The organism is Acinetobacter corruptisaponis (assembly GCF_030053775.1).
In the GTDB taxonomy this organism is placed as follows: domain Bacteria; phylum Pseudomonadota; class Gammaproteobacteria; order Pseudomonadales; family Moraxellaceae; genus Acinetobacter; species Acinetobacter corruptisaponis.
In genome coordinates, this window is the sequence record NZ_CP125670.1 from 1 (window position 1) to 15,680 (window position 15,680).

Below are 15,680 nucleotides of genomic sequence, written 5' to 3' on the forward strand. Positions count from 1 at the left end.
ATGACGAAAGTTAAACAAGAATACGATGTCATTATTGTGGGAGCAGGTTTTGCTGGATTAAAGGCAGCCACAGCACTACGCGAGACAGGTAAACAAGTATTGCTATTAGAAGCACGTGATCGCGTTGGCGGACGTTCTAAAGCTGGTGAAATCTGTGGTCAAATCATTGATTTAGGTGGTCAATGGGTCGGTCCAGAACAGAAACTATTATTACAACAAGCCAAAGAATTCGGGGTAAAGATCTATCCTCAATATGACAAGGGTGCAGGTCTCATGTCAGTCAAAGGCAAACTTAAAAAATTTCGCTTCAATATCCCTCGTTTGCCATTACATGCGCTATTGGAACTTGGCATCCTTGAACAACGTTGGAATCGGGCAATGGCAAGTCTACCTGCTGATGCACCGTGGACAGCGACTCGTGCAGCGGAATGGGATGCCGAGTCGTTAGAAAGCTGGATACTCAAACATGTACATACTGCGGATGCCCGAGAATTTGCACGCATTGTTTCACGTGCAGTGTTATGTGCTGAAGCCGATCAAGTTTCCTATTTATATTTTTTAGAATACTTACGTCAGGGCCATGGGGTTGAACATTTATTAAGCACCAAAAAAGGCGCACAGCAAGATAAATTTGTCGGTGGTGCATGGCAAATTGCCAAACGTATGGCGGATACGATTCAGGACAGTATTGTATTGAACGCGCCTGTGGTTGCTATTGAGCAGAATAGCGAGTCGGTCAAAGTCATGACAGCAACACAGACTTATACTGCTAAACATCTCATCATGGCTATTCCCCCAATTTTAGCCAGTAAAATTCATTATAGCCCTGCCTTACCTACAAAGCGTCACAGTCTGCATGAGCAGATGCCAATGGGAACCGTGATCAAGATCCACGTGGCCTATGCTCGACCATTTTGGCGAAAGCGTGGGTTAAATGGTTCAGTTGCCAGTGATGATCGTTATTTTAATGTGGTGTTTGACCAATCCTTGAGTGATAAGAATATTGGTGTATTGGTCGGCTTTATTGATGGTGCGCATGCCGTGACTGCCAGCGCCATGGATGAACAGGCTCGTCGTGAAATCGTGATTGCCGATTTAGTCCATTATTTTGGAGAAGATGCCGCACATCCCATTGGCTATGTTGAGCAGGACTGGATCAAAGAAGAATGGAGTAAAGGCTGTTATGTCGGTCATATGCCACCAGGGGTGATGACTGCATTCGGTGACAGTATCCGTCAGCCTTGTGGACGCATTCACTGGGCAGGCACAGAAACCGCAACTCACTGGGTTGGCTATCTGGATGGTGCATTACAGTCAGGAGTGCGCGCCGCTCAGGAAGTCATTGAATCACAACATTAATTTAAACAATCATTTTTATAGTGGAGTTATCCATGAGTAACAATAAAATTATTCACGCCTTTACCGATGATGCACTGGGTAACCATGATGCAGTGGCATTGACACAATTGCTCCGTGACAAAAAACTGAGCCAAAAGGAAATTATCGAAGCCAGTATTGCACGTGCGCAAAAAGTTGATCCAAGTATTAATGCAATTGAAATTGATAATTACAGTCGTATAAGACAGGCCAATACACCATCAACTGGGATATTTGCGGGTATACCTACATTTATTAAAGATAATATTGATTTAAAAGGTTTTCCTACCCGTTGTGGTTCACAGGGATTAAAAACTGCTAAGGCTGTCAAAAAGGATGATGCCTTTACCCGACAGTATTTGCAGCAAGGTTTTATGGTAATGGGCAAAAGCCGACTACCTGAGTTTGGCTTAAATCCAAGTACAGAACTCCCGATTCCGACTCGCAATCCGTGGCATATCGATTATACAGCGGGTGGTTCATCCAGTGGTTCAGCAGCATTGGTTGCCGCAGGTGTTACCCCGATTGCACATGGCAATGATGGTGGCGGTTCAGTGCGTATTCCTGCGGCATGTTGTGGATTGATTGGATTAAAGCCGTCACGTGGGCGCAGCATTGATACCCATGCGGCTCGCTCATTGCCGATTAACATTGTGTCTGAGGGCGTCATGACCCGCAGTGTACGTGATACTGCACATTTTTGGGCAGGTATGGAGCAGAGTTATAAAAATCCAAAACTTGCCCCAATTGGCTTGGTAGAGCATCCCAATAAACGCCGTTTAAAAATTGGGGTAGCATTCGATTCATTAACAGCACCGACCGATGCAGAAACACGGCAAACCCTTGTCAATGCAGTCAAGCTGCTCGACAGTATGGGACATCATATCGAAGAAGTGACCATTCCAACACCACAAAGTTTTGTAAATGATTTCCCACTCTACTGGAGTATGTTGGCATTTTCTATACTTCACTTCGGTCGAGTAGTGGTTAATCCACGTTTTGATGCGAGTCTGGCTGAACCGTTTAGCCACGGTCTAAAAAATTACTTTCAGCGACAAATGTACAAAGCACCATTGGCAATGTATCGTCTTAAAAAGTCTTATAATGATTACGCTCAGGCATTTAAGAACTACGATCTTTTATTAACGCCTATGTTTGTCCACACCACCCCTGAAATTGGCTACCTTTCTCCTGATCAGGACTTTGATCAACTGATTCAACGTCTGGAAAATTTTATTGCCTTTACACCTTGGAATAATGCGACTGGTGGACCCGCTGTGTCATTGCCAATGGGTATGTCCAACAATGGGCTTCCAATTGGTTTACAGTTCTCTGCTAATCATGGACAAGAACGTGTTTTACTGGAATTGGCGTATGAAATTGAACAAGCAACACCATGGCTACGCATTCAGGATGCAGTTTAACATTATCTGAAATCAAAAAAGGATCAGACGCTATTTTTCAATCGTGTCTGATTTTCACATCATTTGATGAATATCATGAACTATAAGGAAATCTCCATGATCACACAACATGAAATATTGGATCAAATTTTAAATCACTATCAGCCTAAAATTGGTCGGGATTTTACTGGTTATAAAAATCATTGTTATCGTGTACTTAATATCTATGTATGGTTGGCGCAACAGAAAATGACTGTCTCGCAAGCCGAGATTGATCAGGCAGCGATTGCGTTGGCATTCCATGATCTAGGCATTTGGACGGATAAAACGCTAGATTATTTACCACCATCAGAACGTGAAGCTCAGCAGTATTGCAATCAATATCCAGACTTAGATCGGCAGCTGATCATGGCAATGATCAATGAACATCACAAAATCTCTGCGTATACTGGTGATAAACGAGTTGAATTTTTCCGTCAGGCAGATTTGGTTGATTTCTCTTTAGGTGTATTTCGATTTGATTTAGATAAGGCTACTTTACAGCAATTAAATCAACAATTTCCAAATGCAGGTTTTCATCAACTCCTCACCATTTTAGCCACCAAAAATTTATTCAAACATCCATTCAAACCTGCACCAATGATGAAGTGGTAGCTGCAAAGCAAAGAAGATAATCTTCGGACAGAATCTTAATGCCACATCATTTTTTGATAATATTGGCGCGATGGAAACCAAAAAATGATGAATAGTATTAAAATTCCCCACCCTAATAATAAATCTCCAATTAAATGAATTTTTTCATTGGGCATCCTAAATGCCATGCCAGTCATTAAGCCAAAGTGAGCAAAATTTGCAAACAAAGTGAAGTCAAGAAAATTAATATTGTGTTCGGGATGTTTGGCAGCTTTGATTAAAAACAAACCCCATACCACATAAATAATACTAATCATGGCTTCATAATGTTCAGCATGAGGTTCGACTCCGCCCCAACGGATTAAGCGCATCAGCAAAATGCCCTCATCACTATGAAGTAGATGATTTAAAACACCAAAGAGCATCGCTAGCAAGATCAAACCAAAGAAAAATATAAATCCAGCACCCATGAGTTGCAGCACTTTAGGAAAATGTCTTTGATAAAATTGATCTTGCATATCTACTTTCGTTTATAGAGGAAGTAAGTCCATTATCGACGAATAATCATATTGGTTGCGGTTGCATGCGCATATAGTTTGCCATCTTCATCACGCAGATAACCTTCTGAAATCACCAAATTTTTACCGACATTGATGACTTTACCTTCTGCAATTAGTTTTTTATTGAATGGCATTGGTCGACACATTTTAATGGCTAAATCAGTTGTTCCATAACCCTCGCCCGCTGCAAGTACCGTATGTGTTGCGCAGCCAGTTACTGAATCCAGTACAGTTGCAGCAAAACCACCATGCACCCCACCCAATGGATTGCTATGACGTTCATCAGCCGTTGCAGTAAAAACAATCCTTCCAAATTCAACATCACCAACGCCTTCCATTCCCATGGTTTTGGCAATACCGGGTTGTGGAACTAAGCCTTGTTTAAAGGCTTGCATAATTTCCAATCCTGACATTTCATGTGGTTTTTTCATTGCTTTACTCGCTGTTTGATCAATTTGATTTAAGTTTTAATCAAATAGATCTTTGAAGATCTATTTGACATGAAAGATTCGATTCATTGACTTTTTATGAATCTGCGTCACAGTTTGTTGACAAAACCTTTGATTTTTTCTGCAACTGCTTGAGGTTGACTGAGTATCCCCCAATGCCCCGCGGTAACTTCATCATATTCAACATGGTCTGCCCATTCCTGCATACCTAAACTCAAGGAAACTGGCACGAAAGGATCTTGATTCATCAACAGCATATACACTGGAATGCTGGTTTTACGTGATGTTGGTTCATATAAACGTGTCAATAAGTTTTGACGATACAATCCCAGACCACTAATGGCATTTCGCACTTGAGTGGAATTTGCAGAAACCTGGGTTTTCTCTAAAAAACCTACTGCTTTCGGCCAAACTTTATCAAGACCTAAACGCCATGTGAATTCAGGTAGTACAGGCAGCCGCAGCATTGGCATATAACCTGAGGAAACCATACGTTTAATCACACTCAAATAACGCTTTTCTGCCCATTGACGTTTAAACCACCAGCCCACATGATCCGCACTTGGTGCCATTGCAATGTAACTTGCGACCTGATCTTTTAAACGATCGCCTAACACGGCTTCCCAAGCCTGCAATGCTCCCCAATCATGTCCAACCAGATGTATAGGTTTGTTTGGACTTAACTTGGCGATCACCGCAGATAAATCTTGTACTAAGTATTCAAAATCGTATTCTTGAGTGGTCGCAGGAATATCCGATAGCCCAGTACCACGCACATCATAGGCAATCACATTAAAATCCGACTTTAAATGTTGGGCAACATCTTCCCAAACTTCAGCCGAATCTGGATAACCATGAATCAAAACAATACTTTCTTTTTTAGAATCTAACTTATCCCAGTGATACGCTGCCAAACAGATATTGCCAGAATTGACATAAACTTTATTTTTTTCTAGCAAATTCATGCGTTCACCTGTAGTGCTACTTTAGCGTTATCGATCACCCCTTTAGACCGTGAAAGATAAGCCTGAGCAAGCTCAGTCGATGCTTCATAATAAGGATGATAACTAGGTTTAAAATAACGTAATGTGGTTTCTAAATACCACAGTGGGCCAGGTACATAACTGTTTAAATCAGAACGATGCCATGCTTTCCAGAATGCAGCTCTCCATATACTTTTTTGCTTTTTCGGTACGGCTGGATCATCCATTGCCAATTGTACTGTTCCTGCTGCCATCAAATAAATAAATAAAGGTGCTGTGATTCCCATTACAAAAGCACGTAGCGCATAGTTGCCACTAATATGCTGATACACATCAAATGCAACGGTGCGGTGCTCAACTTCTTCTGCGCTATGCCATGTAAATAAATCACTCACCACAGGATCACAACCTCGATCTTCCCAATGAGATCGGGTTAAAACATATTGTCCAAGACCAGAAGTAAAATGTTCAGCGGCAGCAACCACGCCCACCCGCAAATTTAACCAACCACGTTGTAATCTTTTTGGCAATTTATAACCGAAAGGATCATCCAGTAAAAAATTGTCAAAGATTTTCACCACACGTTGATATTGTTCAGTGGTGTTTACTCCATAACGCACCAAATATTCATCAATTGACACTTTATGTGCTTGTGAATGAATAGCTTCCTGACGGATAAAAATCTTGGCATCCTGTTTTAATTTTTCATCTGTAATGTAAGGCAAAGCTTGATTCAACATACGACAAAAGAAAAACTCACCTCGCACTAACGTAAAACTAAAATGGTTTACACTATGGCTCGCAAATGGGTCTTGCGGAATCCACTGTAATGGTGAGACATCCCATTTAAAATCCACTTTACGGGGAATCATTTCCCAGTTTGCTTTTGACGCTGCTTGAGTCAACATAATGACCTCGATCTATTATTTTAAGAAACAGATTGAGAAATGACGCAGCAATCTTTTGCCTTGATTTATCTAACACCGCAAAATTAGCTATGAAATATCTCACCTAAACTTTAAAAATATTAAAGTTCCAAAAAAGAACTTACATTTATAAAATAACTTCGCTAAAATATATTGTCAACAAAGGAAATGTGTGGCTGTGCTAAATCGTCCTAAAATGACAACTGAATTCCCAGAAAGATAATTCCAATGGAGTAAGCAATGAAATGGCATGAACTAGGTGAAATGAACTGTCCAATTGCTCGAAGTCTCTCAATCTTTGGTGATCGATGGACATTGCTTATCATTCGTAACGCATTTATGGCTACCCATCGTTTTGATGATTTCCAAAAGCAACTCGGCATTACACGACATTTGTTAACTGAACGGTTGAATCGCCTGGTCGATAATCACATTTTTGAAAAGGTGCTATATAACGAAGCCCCGAAACGCTATAAATATAAATTGACGGAAAAAGGATTAGCGCTATATCCAGTTATTGTCTCGATAAGTACATGGGGAAATAGCTGGCAAAATGAAAATAAGGAATTTAAGGAACTGCACTATATGCACAAAAGCTGTGGTCATGTGATAAAACCCACACTGAGTTGTGACTGTTGCCAGCAAACATTACATGCCGAGCAAATGACCCCTTTTTTTTCAGCACCCGATCAGGATTCTACAAGCTAATTTCAACTACTGAAATAAAACGAGTACATGACTTAAGCAGTTGAATCAGCAGTAAAATAGATTAGATTTTCTTTACAGTTTAATAATATTTCACTGGGCAAAGCTTAATCATCTTGACAAGCATGCAACAAGACCATGGCTCCGACTGAATGAGCTAAAATATGTATCGTTTTTTCCTTAACTCGGCATCTACATCGATTGAATATTTAGCAAATTCAGTTGTAATAAACCCTAATAAATATTCAATGCCATTTCATCTCCTTCTAAACCTATAGAATTATAAAGCTCTGTTTATTATAAATTAATCGTTTGAACTGCTAATGTTTCGTTTCCTAATTTTATAAGTTCCGAATCGAGAATTTTTTTGGGTTAGATCTGGATTACGTCCAGACAATTGTTTAATTAAGACTGGGGTGCTATTTGGAGTCTTACTCCATATAGCATCATTTTCTACATACAGTATGGTATTAGTACGTGCATTCTCAATAAAGCTTTTATGTAATACCTTAGCTGCTGCTACAGCTATATCACTTTCATCATCTAAGCTTTTAATTTTCATTTCTAAAATCTCATTTTGGTTCAACATGTTCTAGTTAAAAAACAACATAATAGATATTCTAGCCTAGAACTTTATAAAAAGAGTATATCCGATATCCTGATTTAAATTTTTAGCTAATGGCATATAATACTGAAAACATATTATTTATTTAATTGGAAATTTATCTTTTTAGATCGATAATATTCTAAAATAGTAGAATATGTAATGGATGGAAGGCTTCTAAATGAGTAAAAACTTACGTGAAATGTCAAATCAACAACGAATAGATTATGAACAAGAATTACTTAGTCAATGGACTCCTAGAATCGCTTTAGAGACTCAAATTGACAGTTTAAGCTCTCAACGAACTGAGTTACTTGAAATTTTCTACAAACTCCAGAACCCTAGCTCCCCAAAAAATTCAAAATTGATTAACTCTATCAAACAGCTAAAGCATAAATTAGAAGATATTGAAGATGAGTTAGATGATCTTCTACAAGATAAGTAGTAGGACCCAATTAAAATTTATTTAGAAAGCGTAGTTCAACCCTCTCTTTAGTTATGAGAATACTCTCGTCCTTAGACATGGCACGATAGAAAGAATGTATAAATTAAGGTAATAAATTCCTTACATCAGTCCTTAATGCAGACGCAATCTCATAGAGTTTTTCTACTGTTAGATTGACCTCACCACGCTCAATACGTCCCATATAACTGCGATCAATACCACACTGAAGAGCAAGAGCTTCTTGAGTAATGCTTGTTAAAGTTCTTTTTTTGCGTATTAATTGACCAATCGCTATAGATAATTCTGACATTTGAAACTAACTGTTCAAAAAACAGAAATATCACCAATTGAGGACTACATATCCACGGACTATAATCCTCATTTCTTTTCTTAATGAAAATACTCATGTTTGATTTTTATCTCCCGTTAGAAGATTATTTTGCAAAAATATTGTTAGAAAACCGAATACAAAATTGGGAGGCCAAGCTGTTTTGGATAAATATTGAACACTTGAATCTGTATGAGGAAAAGAGCTTAAGAAAAAAAATGTACAGTGCTTTGAGAGTTTTGATAACAAATGATTTTTTAAGTGTCGAATATTCAAAATATAATGGTAGAATTTTTCTATACAGTGAAACTATAAAATTACAGCAATTCCGAAAGAAAATGTTAGCATCTAATTATAAAGATCTTATTCAAAACGAAAAAAAATTGATAGACAATGAATTAGAGCAATTTGAGCTTCAAAGTAAGTTCATTGATGAATTGTATTTAAAATTTCCAGAGCTGGCTCCACAGTATTTAAAGTTAAAACATGATATTAATTTAAATCTAAAATATTGTGATGCAAAACTCAAAACCATTCATAACCTGATAGAAATAATTTAGAATAATTAATATTAAAAACCAAATACTTACAAGTGTTAAAATTATATATTGAACCGTTAAACTTATTCTACGAGTGTCCACAAGGCTAAAAATCGCTTTATGAATAAACTGCAAACGGGAACCATAGAATTTAACTTTTCAGGTCATTCGAAATAGAAGTCATCTTCTCTAATACAGCTCTTAAAATTGGAAAGTTATGTTAGTAACATATCTATATTATTTTGAATTTAAATATTTTTTTTGAAAAAAATCATATTCTGTATAAGGATTCTGTTTTAGTTCGGCCAATACCAATGCAACATGGCAGACCAAGCCACATCAAAATACGTTGTAATATGAAATGAGCAAATTGGGTCAAATTATAATTTTTAACATAGGCAGTTACTTCTATGAATGATTCATCAATACTGTAAGACTCGCACTCTGATTCCGAAGTAATTTCCCTAAGAATATTATGAAATCTTCTACTCATTTCAGCATACATTGCATAGTTACTAGATAGGACTACGACTTTATGTTTTTCAACTATTTCTCTTATTTCGAAAATTGGTACACCCATCTTAATTTTTAGTGCTTTTGCTTCTGGAGAACGTGCAACAACGCAGCCATCGTTATTTGAAAGTACAATGACTGGACGCTTACTAAGCGCAGGATTAAAGACACGCTCACAACTGACGTAGCAGTTGTTGACATCAATGAGGAAGAAATATCGATTTTTCATATTTTGAAAACGTAACAAATTCAAGATGAATGATATATATACAAAACATTGAAATCAAACATGGTTTAAAAGGCTTTGTTGCATAAAGGTTTGAAAGGCTGAGTTCCCTTAAGCTACTCAAATTTAAGAGACAACTTGGGTATGAGGGCGACCTAATTCTGTGAATTTATTCAAGACTGCCATGCGTGCATGGATCTCATTCACCTGACTTGGAAAACTCCGCGCTGTTAATTTATCGCCTAATAATTTGATGCAATGCATCTTGGTTTCAACCAAACTTCGACGGTGATAACCAGACCACTTTTTCCAAAGCGATCTGCCTAGCCGTTTGACTGTCTTTAATAATTTGTTCCGCTCTATAGACCTCGCTTGCTGATCCTTCCAAGGCTTTGCATTCTTTCTAGGTGGAATGATCGCATGTGCATCTCGATCTAAAATGACTTGTCGGCAGTGCTTGGTGTCATAAGCACCATCTGTATAAACAGAATCAATTGGTTCATCCAAGGGAATTTTAGCAAGTAAATCTTCGAGTACTTGAGAATCACTGACATTATTTGTGGTGAGTTGTACTGCACGTATTTGCAGGGTTTTAGCATCTATAGCAATGTGAAGCTTACGCCATTGGCGACGATATTCAGCCCCATGTTTCTTGCATTTCCATTCACCTTCACCAATAAACTTCAAGCCAGTAGAATCTACGAGTAGATGTAGCCCATTACTACTTTTTTGATAGCTAATCGCAATATCAATATGCTTTTGTCTACGACAAAGGGTGGAATAATCCGGAGCTGTCCAATCTAATCCAGAGAGTTTAATCAAGCTTTGAACAAAACCTGTGACCATGCGTAAAGAGAGTCGGAATAGCGATTTGATCATTAAGCAGCATTGAATCGCTGTATCAGAGTAGGTTTGATTTCGACCTTGCTTGCCTTGTGATTGTGCATACCACTGAGTCTTTGGATCAAACCAAATGGAAATATTACCTCGGTTAATTAAGGCTCGGTTATAGGATGACCAATTGGTTGTACGGTAGATTTTAGAGGCAGGCTTATTCATTTTGAAATTATATTGCTGAATAAGCTTTTGATGCTAGGTTTGTGCAACAAAGCCATTTATATTTAATAAACATTTTAAATAAATTGGAGTCGCAACAAATGAATCTAATAAATCAAGATTTAGACGTTATCGTGATTGGTGCTGGTCTAGCAGGTTTGAAGGCTGCGCTTGAATTAAAAAATGCAGGGAAAAAAGTTTTAGTTCTTGAGGCTCGCGATCGTGTTGGTGGACGAGCGAAACGAGGTGAGATCTGTGGTCAGGCGATTGATCATGGTGGACAATGGCTAGGTGCACAACAACCCCGTTTAAGAAAGCAAGCCGAAGCACTCAATATTAAAATTTATTCTCAATATACGAAGGGAAAAGGACTATTAAGCCTGAAAGATCAGGTTAGTAAATTTCAACTGATTCCAAGTCTACCCTTCACTGCTTATTTTTCATTAGCGCATATTTATTATATTTGGCAGCGTGACATGAAATCTTTGCCAACACATCAACCTTGGCGCGCTGAACGTGCCTCAGAATGGGATAATTTATCTCTTCAGCAGTGGATAGAAGCCAATACTGCTGATCAAGCTGTACGTGATTTTGTAGCGCTGATTATTAGAGCGATTCTATGTGCCGAACCTTCAGAGACTTCTTATTTATTTTTTCTAGAAGGCTTACGTCAAGGGCAAGGTATTAAAGTAATGGCCGATGTTAAGGGCGGCGCTCAACAAGATAAGTTTGTCGGCGGTGCATGGCAAATTACTAAAAAAATGGCAGACTTATTTGAGCAAGATATTGTTCTGAATAGCCCTGTTTTGTCGGTAACTCAGGATGAAAATGGCGTGCAAGTAAACTGTGCCGAAACGAGTTATAAAGCGAAGAAACTTATTATCACTGCGCCACCGAAACAAGTCACTCAAATAAAATTTACACCTGAACTTCCTGAAAAAAAATCCAAGCTTTTACAAGGAATGGAGATGGGTAATGTCATAAAAATGCACATCGCTTATCCAACTCCATTTTGGCGTCATCGTGGTTTAAATGGTTCTGTTTTAAGTCCAGATCGTCATTTAGGATTGGTTTTTGATCAGTCACCGATTGACGAAAATATTGGAATACTGGTTGGACTTATTGAGGGTGATCATGCAGTTCATATGGCTTCATTATCAACTGAAGAACGAAAAAAAATCGTGATTGCAGATTTAGTACATTATTTTGGTGCTGAAGCGGCTACACCCCTTGAGTATGTTGATTGTAATTGGAATAACGAAGAATGGTCATCTGGTGGATATGCGGCGCATACCAAGCTAGGCGTGATTACTCAATATGGCGATGCATTAAGAACTCCTTTTGTTCATATCCATTGGGCTGGAACAGAAACGGCAACAGAGTTTGCAGGTTACTACGAAGGTGCACTCGAATCTGCAATACGTGCTGCTCAAGAAGTTCTTGAAATAGTTTAACTCTAATTATCCGTTGGCATCTAAAGAGTTGAATGAGCTTTTAAATTTTATTCCTTTTGAAGTGTCATCCCTTTTGATTACTTGATTATCTTAAAGGATCTATCATGAAATTAACCGATTTAAATGAGATTCAGCGCTCGTCTGTGACACATATGCAAAATGTATTTGTTCAACAAAGAAATGCTTTTGATGCCACGCCATATCCAGAGTTAGCGTATAGACGAGACAAATTAATTAAGCTAAGAAAGCAAATTATTCGCTATCAAGATGTTATCGCGAAAGCAATAAGTCAGGATTTTGATTCTAGATCGATCGAAGAGTCCAAATTACTTGATCTTTTAGGTTCTGTTTTAGAGGCTGAACATGCAATTAAACATGTTCAGCGTTGGATGCGTCCAAGTAGACGTCATGCGGAATTATTATTTTTTCTCCAATAAGTTACACGTACAGTACCAGCCTAAAGGTGTAGTTGGTGTAATTGTCCCTTGGAATTTCCCAGTTTATCTTGCACTCGGCCCGTTAGTTGCTGCTTTAGCGGCTGGAAATCGGGTCATGATCAAACTTTCAGAGTTTACGCCAGCAACAAATGACGTACTTCGTCGAATGTTGAAAGAGATCTTTGATGAAGATGAAGTAGCTGTTTTTGGTGAGGAAATCGCTGATCCAGCACAGTTTACGGGTCTAGCTTTCAACCATATTGTCTTTACTGGTTCGCCTGCAATTGGGCGTGTTGTGATGCGCTCAGCATCAGAAAACTTAACCCCAGTTACACTTGAACTCGGCGGAAAGTCCCCTGCACTTGTCACTCGTCATTATCCAATTGCAGATGCAGCCAAACGAATTTTACATGGTAAAGCAACCAACTCAGGGCAAATTTGCGTAGCGCCTGATTACGCTTTAGTTCCACAAGAAAGTGTTGATCAGTTTGTTGAAGAGTGTAAAAACACTTTCATCTCAATGTTTGGTCGTGATGTAAGCCAAAATCATGATTACACCTCGATCATTAATGAGCGCCATTTAAATAGAATTCGAGACATACTGGCTGATGCGAAAGCCAAAGGTGCAAAAGTAATTGCATGTGGTGACTATAATTTTGCAAAAGATGGTCGACGTATGCCAGTGCATATCGTACTTAACTGTACGCAGCAAATGCGGATTATGAAGGAGGAATTGTTTGGCCCAGTTCTTCCGATCGTGTCATACAATAACTTAGAGGATGCGATTGGTTATATTCAAACTGATGAACGACCTTTAGCACTGTATGCCTTTTCACATGATTCTGCCGAATTAGAGCATATTTTGAAGTACACACATTCTGGTGGGGTCACGATCAACGATTGGGGATGGCATGTTGTCAATCATGATGCACCTTTCGGTGGGATTGGGAACTCAGGTATGGGCACTTATCATGGGCACGAAGGATTCCGCGAGTTATCGCATGCTAAAACCGTATTTACACGGCATAGATTTTTCCCTACGCAATTATTTTATGCTCCTTACGGCAGCCTGATCCAAAAGTTAACCCTAGGTTTCTTTTTAAAGAAAGGAGATCCAACTTTAAAATAATTTCTTTGTTCAGTATTTATGAAAAGCATCTTTTTTTATAGATGCTTTTATTTTTTAGGGTATCACTCCTAAATTTTAAGTAAAAGAAAACCGACTTTTCATGCCAAAGTCGGTTTTCTTTATATCAATTAAATCGCTTGCTTATGTATAACTTCCTTTGCTGCACGAATACCAGACTGCAATGCGCCATCTAAGTAACCGCTCCATTCAGTTGCAGTTTCTGTTCCTGCCCAGTGAATACGATCAAAAGGTTCTCGGATGCAATTGATGTGTGCTGAGAAAACAGGAGGTTTTAACTTGGTAAACTATAGACACTCATCAGGAGTTTACCATGAGCAAGAAACAGAAGACTTACACCGCAGAATTTAAAGTTGAAGCAATAAAATTGATTGAAGCCAATCAAGGCAATGTATCGGAAACAGCCAGACAACTTGGCATTTCAATGCAAACTCTTTCAAATTGGAATAATAAAGCAAAGACTGGCACCTTAGCAGGCACTAAACAATATTCACCTGATCTAAATGCCTTACTCGAAGAAAATAAAAAGCTCAAACAACAGCTCAAAACAGCTGAAATGGAACGTGAATTTCTAAAAAAGGCAGCAGCGTACTTTGCGAAAGAAAGTCAGTAAGGTACGCCTATATGAAACAGCAAAGATATTTATTCCCGATTAGCTTTATGGCTAGATTACTTCACGTTTCAGTGTCACGATTTTATGATTGGCTAAAACGAGGCATGAATAAAAGATTGGTTCAGCGAAATCAACAGACAATTTTGGTCAAAATAGCTCATGAGGAAACTAAACAAAGCTATGGCTATATTCGATTAACTAAGCATTTACAAGCGCAAGGTATCAAAATCAGTACGTATGCTGTACGTCAAATAAAAAAGCTCAACCAGCTGTATTGTAAGCGTCATAAGCGTTTCAAAAGAACTACGAAGAGTGATCATAATCGAGCGATCTACGCAAATTTACTAGAGCAACAGTTTTCAATGACTAAGCCCAATCTTGCATGGTCAAGCGATATTACATACATTTGGACTGCTGAAGGTTGGTTATACTTGGCAGCAGTAAAAGACCTGTACACGAAACAAGTGGTTGGCTATAGCTTAAATGAGCGTATGACCGCACAACTTGTTTGCAATGCACTGACTATGGCGATTCGTAATCAAAAACCAACGAAAGGCTTAATTATTCATTCGGACAGAGGCAGCCAATATTGCAGCCATGAATATCGAAAGATACTGGAAAAATGTGATTTTCAAGGTTCAATGAGCAAACGTGGGGACTGTTACGATAATGCACCGATTGAAAGTTTCTGGGGCATACTCAAGAATGAATTAGTGCATCATTGCAACTATAAAACCAGAGATGAAGCTAAAGCAGATATTACAGAATACATTGTGTTATTTTATAATCAGCGAAGAATTCAAAAGAGTTTGGATTTTAAAACGCCAAATCAAATAGCAGAGAACTTTTATCGGTTAGCTGCCTAGCATATCCCAAGTGAAAGTCTCCTGCTAATTCAGCACATATCAGTTGGAGTATAATTTTCGGTAAGGCCGAAGCTATCAGTTGGTAAATCACGAATATGGCCAGAGCTATAAGAAACTATAAAGGAAGATTTTCCGTATAGTTGATCGAGATAGGTTTGGACTTTTGAGACTTTATTTTTCGACTCAACAATAACCAGATTTTGAGCACTCATATCTTTATCCTTTTTACAGTCACCAGTGATCTGTAGTTTGTTGATAGGTACGGCTCTATAATAGCAATTATTTTTTGAATATTACTATTTTTTAAAAAATTTAGATTGTCGGACAAACACTAGCCAAAATTCCCACTTTAGCCTGTTTTTAAAACCTGAATATATAGTAGTATTTCTTACTGTTAAGATGATCAGCACTAGATT

The 15,680-nt window shown here is 38.4% G+C and carries 16 protein-coding genes and 3 pseudogenes; 9 read left to right on the forward strand and 10 right to left on the reverse strand.

The genetic code is table 11. The features are described 5' to 3' along the window. From QLH32_RS18250 to QLH32_RS18260, 3 genes are all read left to right on the forward strand, one after another. A complete protein-coding gene (locus QLH32_RS18250) occupies positions 1–1,359 on the forward strand; it encodes a flavin monoamine oxidase family protein (RefSeq protein ID WP_283269408.1) in 1,359 nt (452 codons plus the stop codon). A 32-nt stretch (positions 1,360–1,391) separates the two neighbouring features. Then, the gene (locus QLH32_RS18255) at positions 1,392–2,801 is read left to right on the forward strand and encodes an amidase (RefSeq protein ID WP_283269409.1); all 1,410 of its coding nucleotides are present in this window, start codon (positions 1,392–1,394) and stop codon (positions 2,799–2,801) included. 96 nt (positions 2,802–2,897) lie between these two features. Then, positions 2,898–3,434 carry a phosphohydrolase gene (locus QLH32_RS18260; RefSeq protein WP_283269410.1) on the forward strand — a complete coding sequence of 179 codons (537 nt, stop codon included), beginning with the start codon at positions 2,898–2,900 and terminating at the stop codon, positions 3,432–3,434. 35 nt (positions 3,435–3,469) lie between these two features. On the opposite strand, the gene QLH32_RS18265 is transcribed toward QLH32_RS18260, so the two are convergent. From QLH32_RS18265 to QLH32_RS18280, 4 genes are all read right to left on the reverse strand, one after another. Further along, positions 3,470–3,931 (reverse strand): DUF6632 domain-containing protein, encoded by a 462-nt coding sequence (locus QLH32_RS18265; RefSeq protein ID WP_283269411.1) that lies wholly within the window; start codon positions 3,929–3,931, stop codon positions 3,470–3,472. A gap of 32 nt (positions 3,932–3,963) precedes the next feature. After that, positions 3,964–4,404, reverse strand: a complete 441-nt coding sequence (locus QLH32_RS18270) for a PaaI family thioesterase (protein WP_283269412.1) — start codon at positions 4,402–4,404, stop codon at positions 3,964–3,966. A gap of 107 nt (positions 4,405–4,511) precedes the next feature. Beyond that, positions 4,512–5,387: an alpha/beta fold hydrolase gene (locus QLH32_RS18275; protein WP_283269414.1), complete on the reverse strand. Its 876-nt coding sequence runs from the start codon at positions 5,385–5,387 to the stop codon at positions 4,512–4,514. Further along, positions 5,384–6,310, reverse strand: a complete 927-nt coding sequence (locus tag QLH32_RS18280) for a metal-dependent hydrolase (protein ID WP_283269512.1) — start codon at positions 6,308–6,310, stop codon at positions 5,384–5,386. Before QLH32_RS18280 ends, QLH32_RS18275 begins: the two co-directional genes overlap by 4 nt. A gap of 261 nt (positions 6,311–6,571) precedes the next feature. On the opposite strand from QLH32_RS18280, the gene QLH32_RS18285 reads away from it, so the two are divergent. Beyond that, positions 6,572–7,039 (forward strand): winged helix-turn-helix transcriptional regulator, encoded by a 468-nt coding sequence (locus QLH32_RS18285; protein WP_283269416.1) that lies wholly within the window; start codon positions 6,572–6,574, stop codon positions 7,037–7,039. Between the two features lie 301 nt (positions 7,040–7,340). Here the strand turns inward: QLH32_RS18285 and QLH32_RS18290 are convergent, their stop codons facing one another. After that, positions 7,341–7,598, reverse strand: coding sequence for a hypothetical protein (locus tag QLH32_RS18290; protein ID WP_283269418.1), 258 nt, complete (start codon positions 7,596–7,598; stop codon positions 7,341–7,343). A 223-nt stretch (positions 7,599–7,821) separates the two neighbouring features. On the opposite strand from QLH32_RS18290, the gene QLH32_RS18295 reads away from it, so the two are divergent. Continuing rightward, positions 7,822–8,085 (forward strand): hypothetical protein, encoded by a 264-nt coding sequence (locus QLH32_RS18295; RefSeq protein ID WP_283269419.1) that lies wholly within the window; start codon positions 7,822–7,824, stop codon positions 8,083–8,085. A 103-nt stretch (positions 8,086–8,188) separates the two neighbouring features. Here the strand turns inward: QLH32_RS18295 and QLH32_RS18300 are convergent, their stop codons facing one another. Continuing rightward, on the reverse strand, positions 8,189–8,395 hold the full coding sequence (locus tag QLH32_RS18300; RefSeq protein ID WP_283269420.1) for a helix-turn-helix domain-containing protein: 207 nt from the start codon (positions 8,393–8,395) through the stop codon (positions 8,189–8,191). Positions 8,396–8,490: 95 nt separating this feature from the next. Between QLH32_RS18300 and QLH32_RS18305 the strand changes: the two genes are divergently transcribed. Continuing rightward, positions 8,491–8,973, forward strand: a complete 483-nt coding sequence (locus QLH32_RS18305) for a hypothetical protein (protein ID WP_283269421.1) — start codon at positions 8,491–8,493, stop codon at positions 8,971–8,973. A 265-nt stretch (positions 8,974–9,238) separates the two neighbouring features. Here the strand turns inward: QLH32_RS18305 and QLH32_RS18310 are convergent. Beyond that, positions 9,239–9,694 (reverse strand): annotated as a pseudogene (locus QLH32_RS18310) (Y-family DNA polymerase); the annotation flags it as partial. Positions 9,695–9,817: 123 nt separating this feature from the next. Further along, positions 9,818–10,750 carry an IS5 family transposase gene (locus QLH32_RS18315; RefSeq protein WP_283268533.1) on the reverse strand — a complete coding sequence of 311 codons (933 nt, stop codon included), beginning with the start codon at positions 10,748–10,750 and terminating at the stop codon, positions 9,818–9,820. 98 nt (positions 10,751–10,848) lie between these two features. Between QLH32_RS18315 and QLH32_RS18320 the strand changes: the two genes are divergently transcribed. Both QLH32_RS18320 and QLH32_RS18325 read left to right on the forward strand, forming a co-directional pair. Then, positions 10,849–12,201 carry a flavin monoamine oxidase family protein gene (locus tag QLH32_RS18320; protein WP_283269422.1) on the forward strand — a complete coding sequence of 451 codons (1,353 nt, stop codon included), beginning with the start codon at positions 10,849–10,851 and terminating at the stop codon, positions 12,199–12,201. Between the two features lie 104 nt (positions 12,202–12,305). After that, positions 12,306–13,767, forward strand: a pseudogene (locus tag QLH32_RS18325) (coniferyl aldehyde dehydrogenase). 128 nt (positions 13,768–13,895) lie between these two features. Here QLH32_RS18325 and QLH32_RS18330 read toward each other — a convergent pair. Beyond that, positions 13,896–14,033: pseudogene (locus tag QLH32_RS18330) on the reverse strand (FAD-dependent oxidoreductase); the annotation flags it as partial. A gap of 65 nt (positions 14,034–14,098) precedes the next feature. On the opposite strand from QLH32_RS18330, the gene QLH32_RS18335 reads away from it, so the two are divergent. Continuing rightward, positions 14,099–15,264 (forward strand): IS3-like element ISAba21 family transposase gene (locus QLH32_RS18335; protein WP_085947548.1). Its coding sequence is split into 2 segments (ribosomal slippage): positions 14,099–14,357 and positions 14,357–15,264, totalling 1,167 coding nucleotides; the frame shifts between segments, so codons are not numbered across the junction. A gap of 29 nt (positions 15,265–15,293) precedes the next feature. On the opposite strand, the gene QLH32_RS18340 is transcribed toward QLH32_RS18335, so the two are convergent. Next, the gene (locus QLH32_RS18340; RefSeq protein ID WP_283269424.1) at positions 15,294–15,476 is read right to left on the reverse strand and encodes a toprim domain-containing protein; all 183 of its coding nucleotides are present in this window, start codon (positions 15,474–15,476) and stop codon (positions 15,294–15,296) included. Between the last annotated feature and the right edge of the window lie 204 nt (positions 15,477–15,680).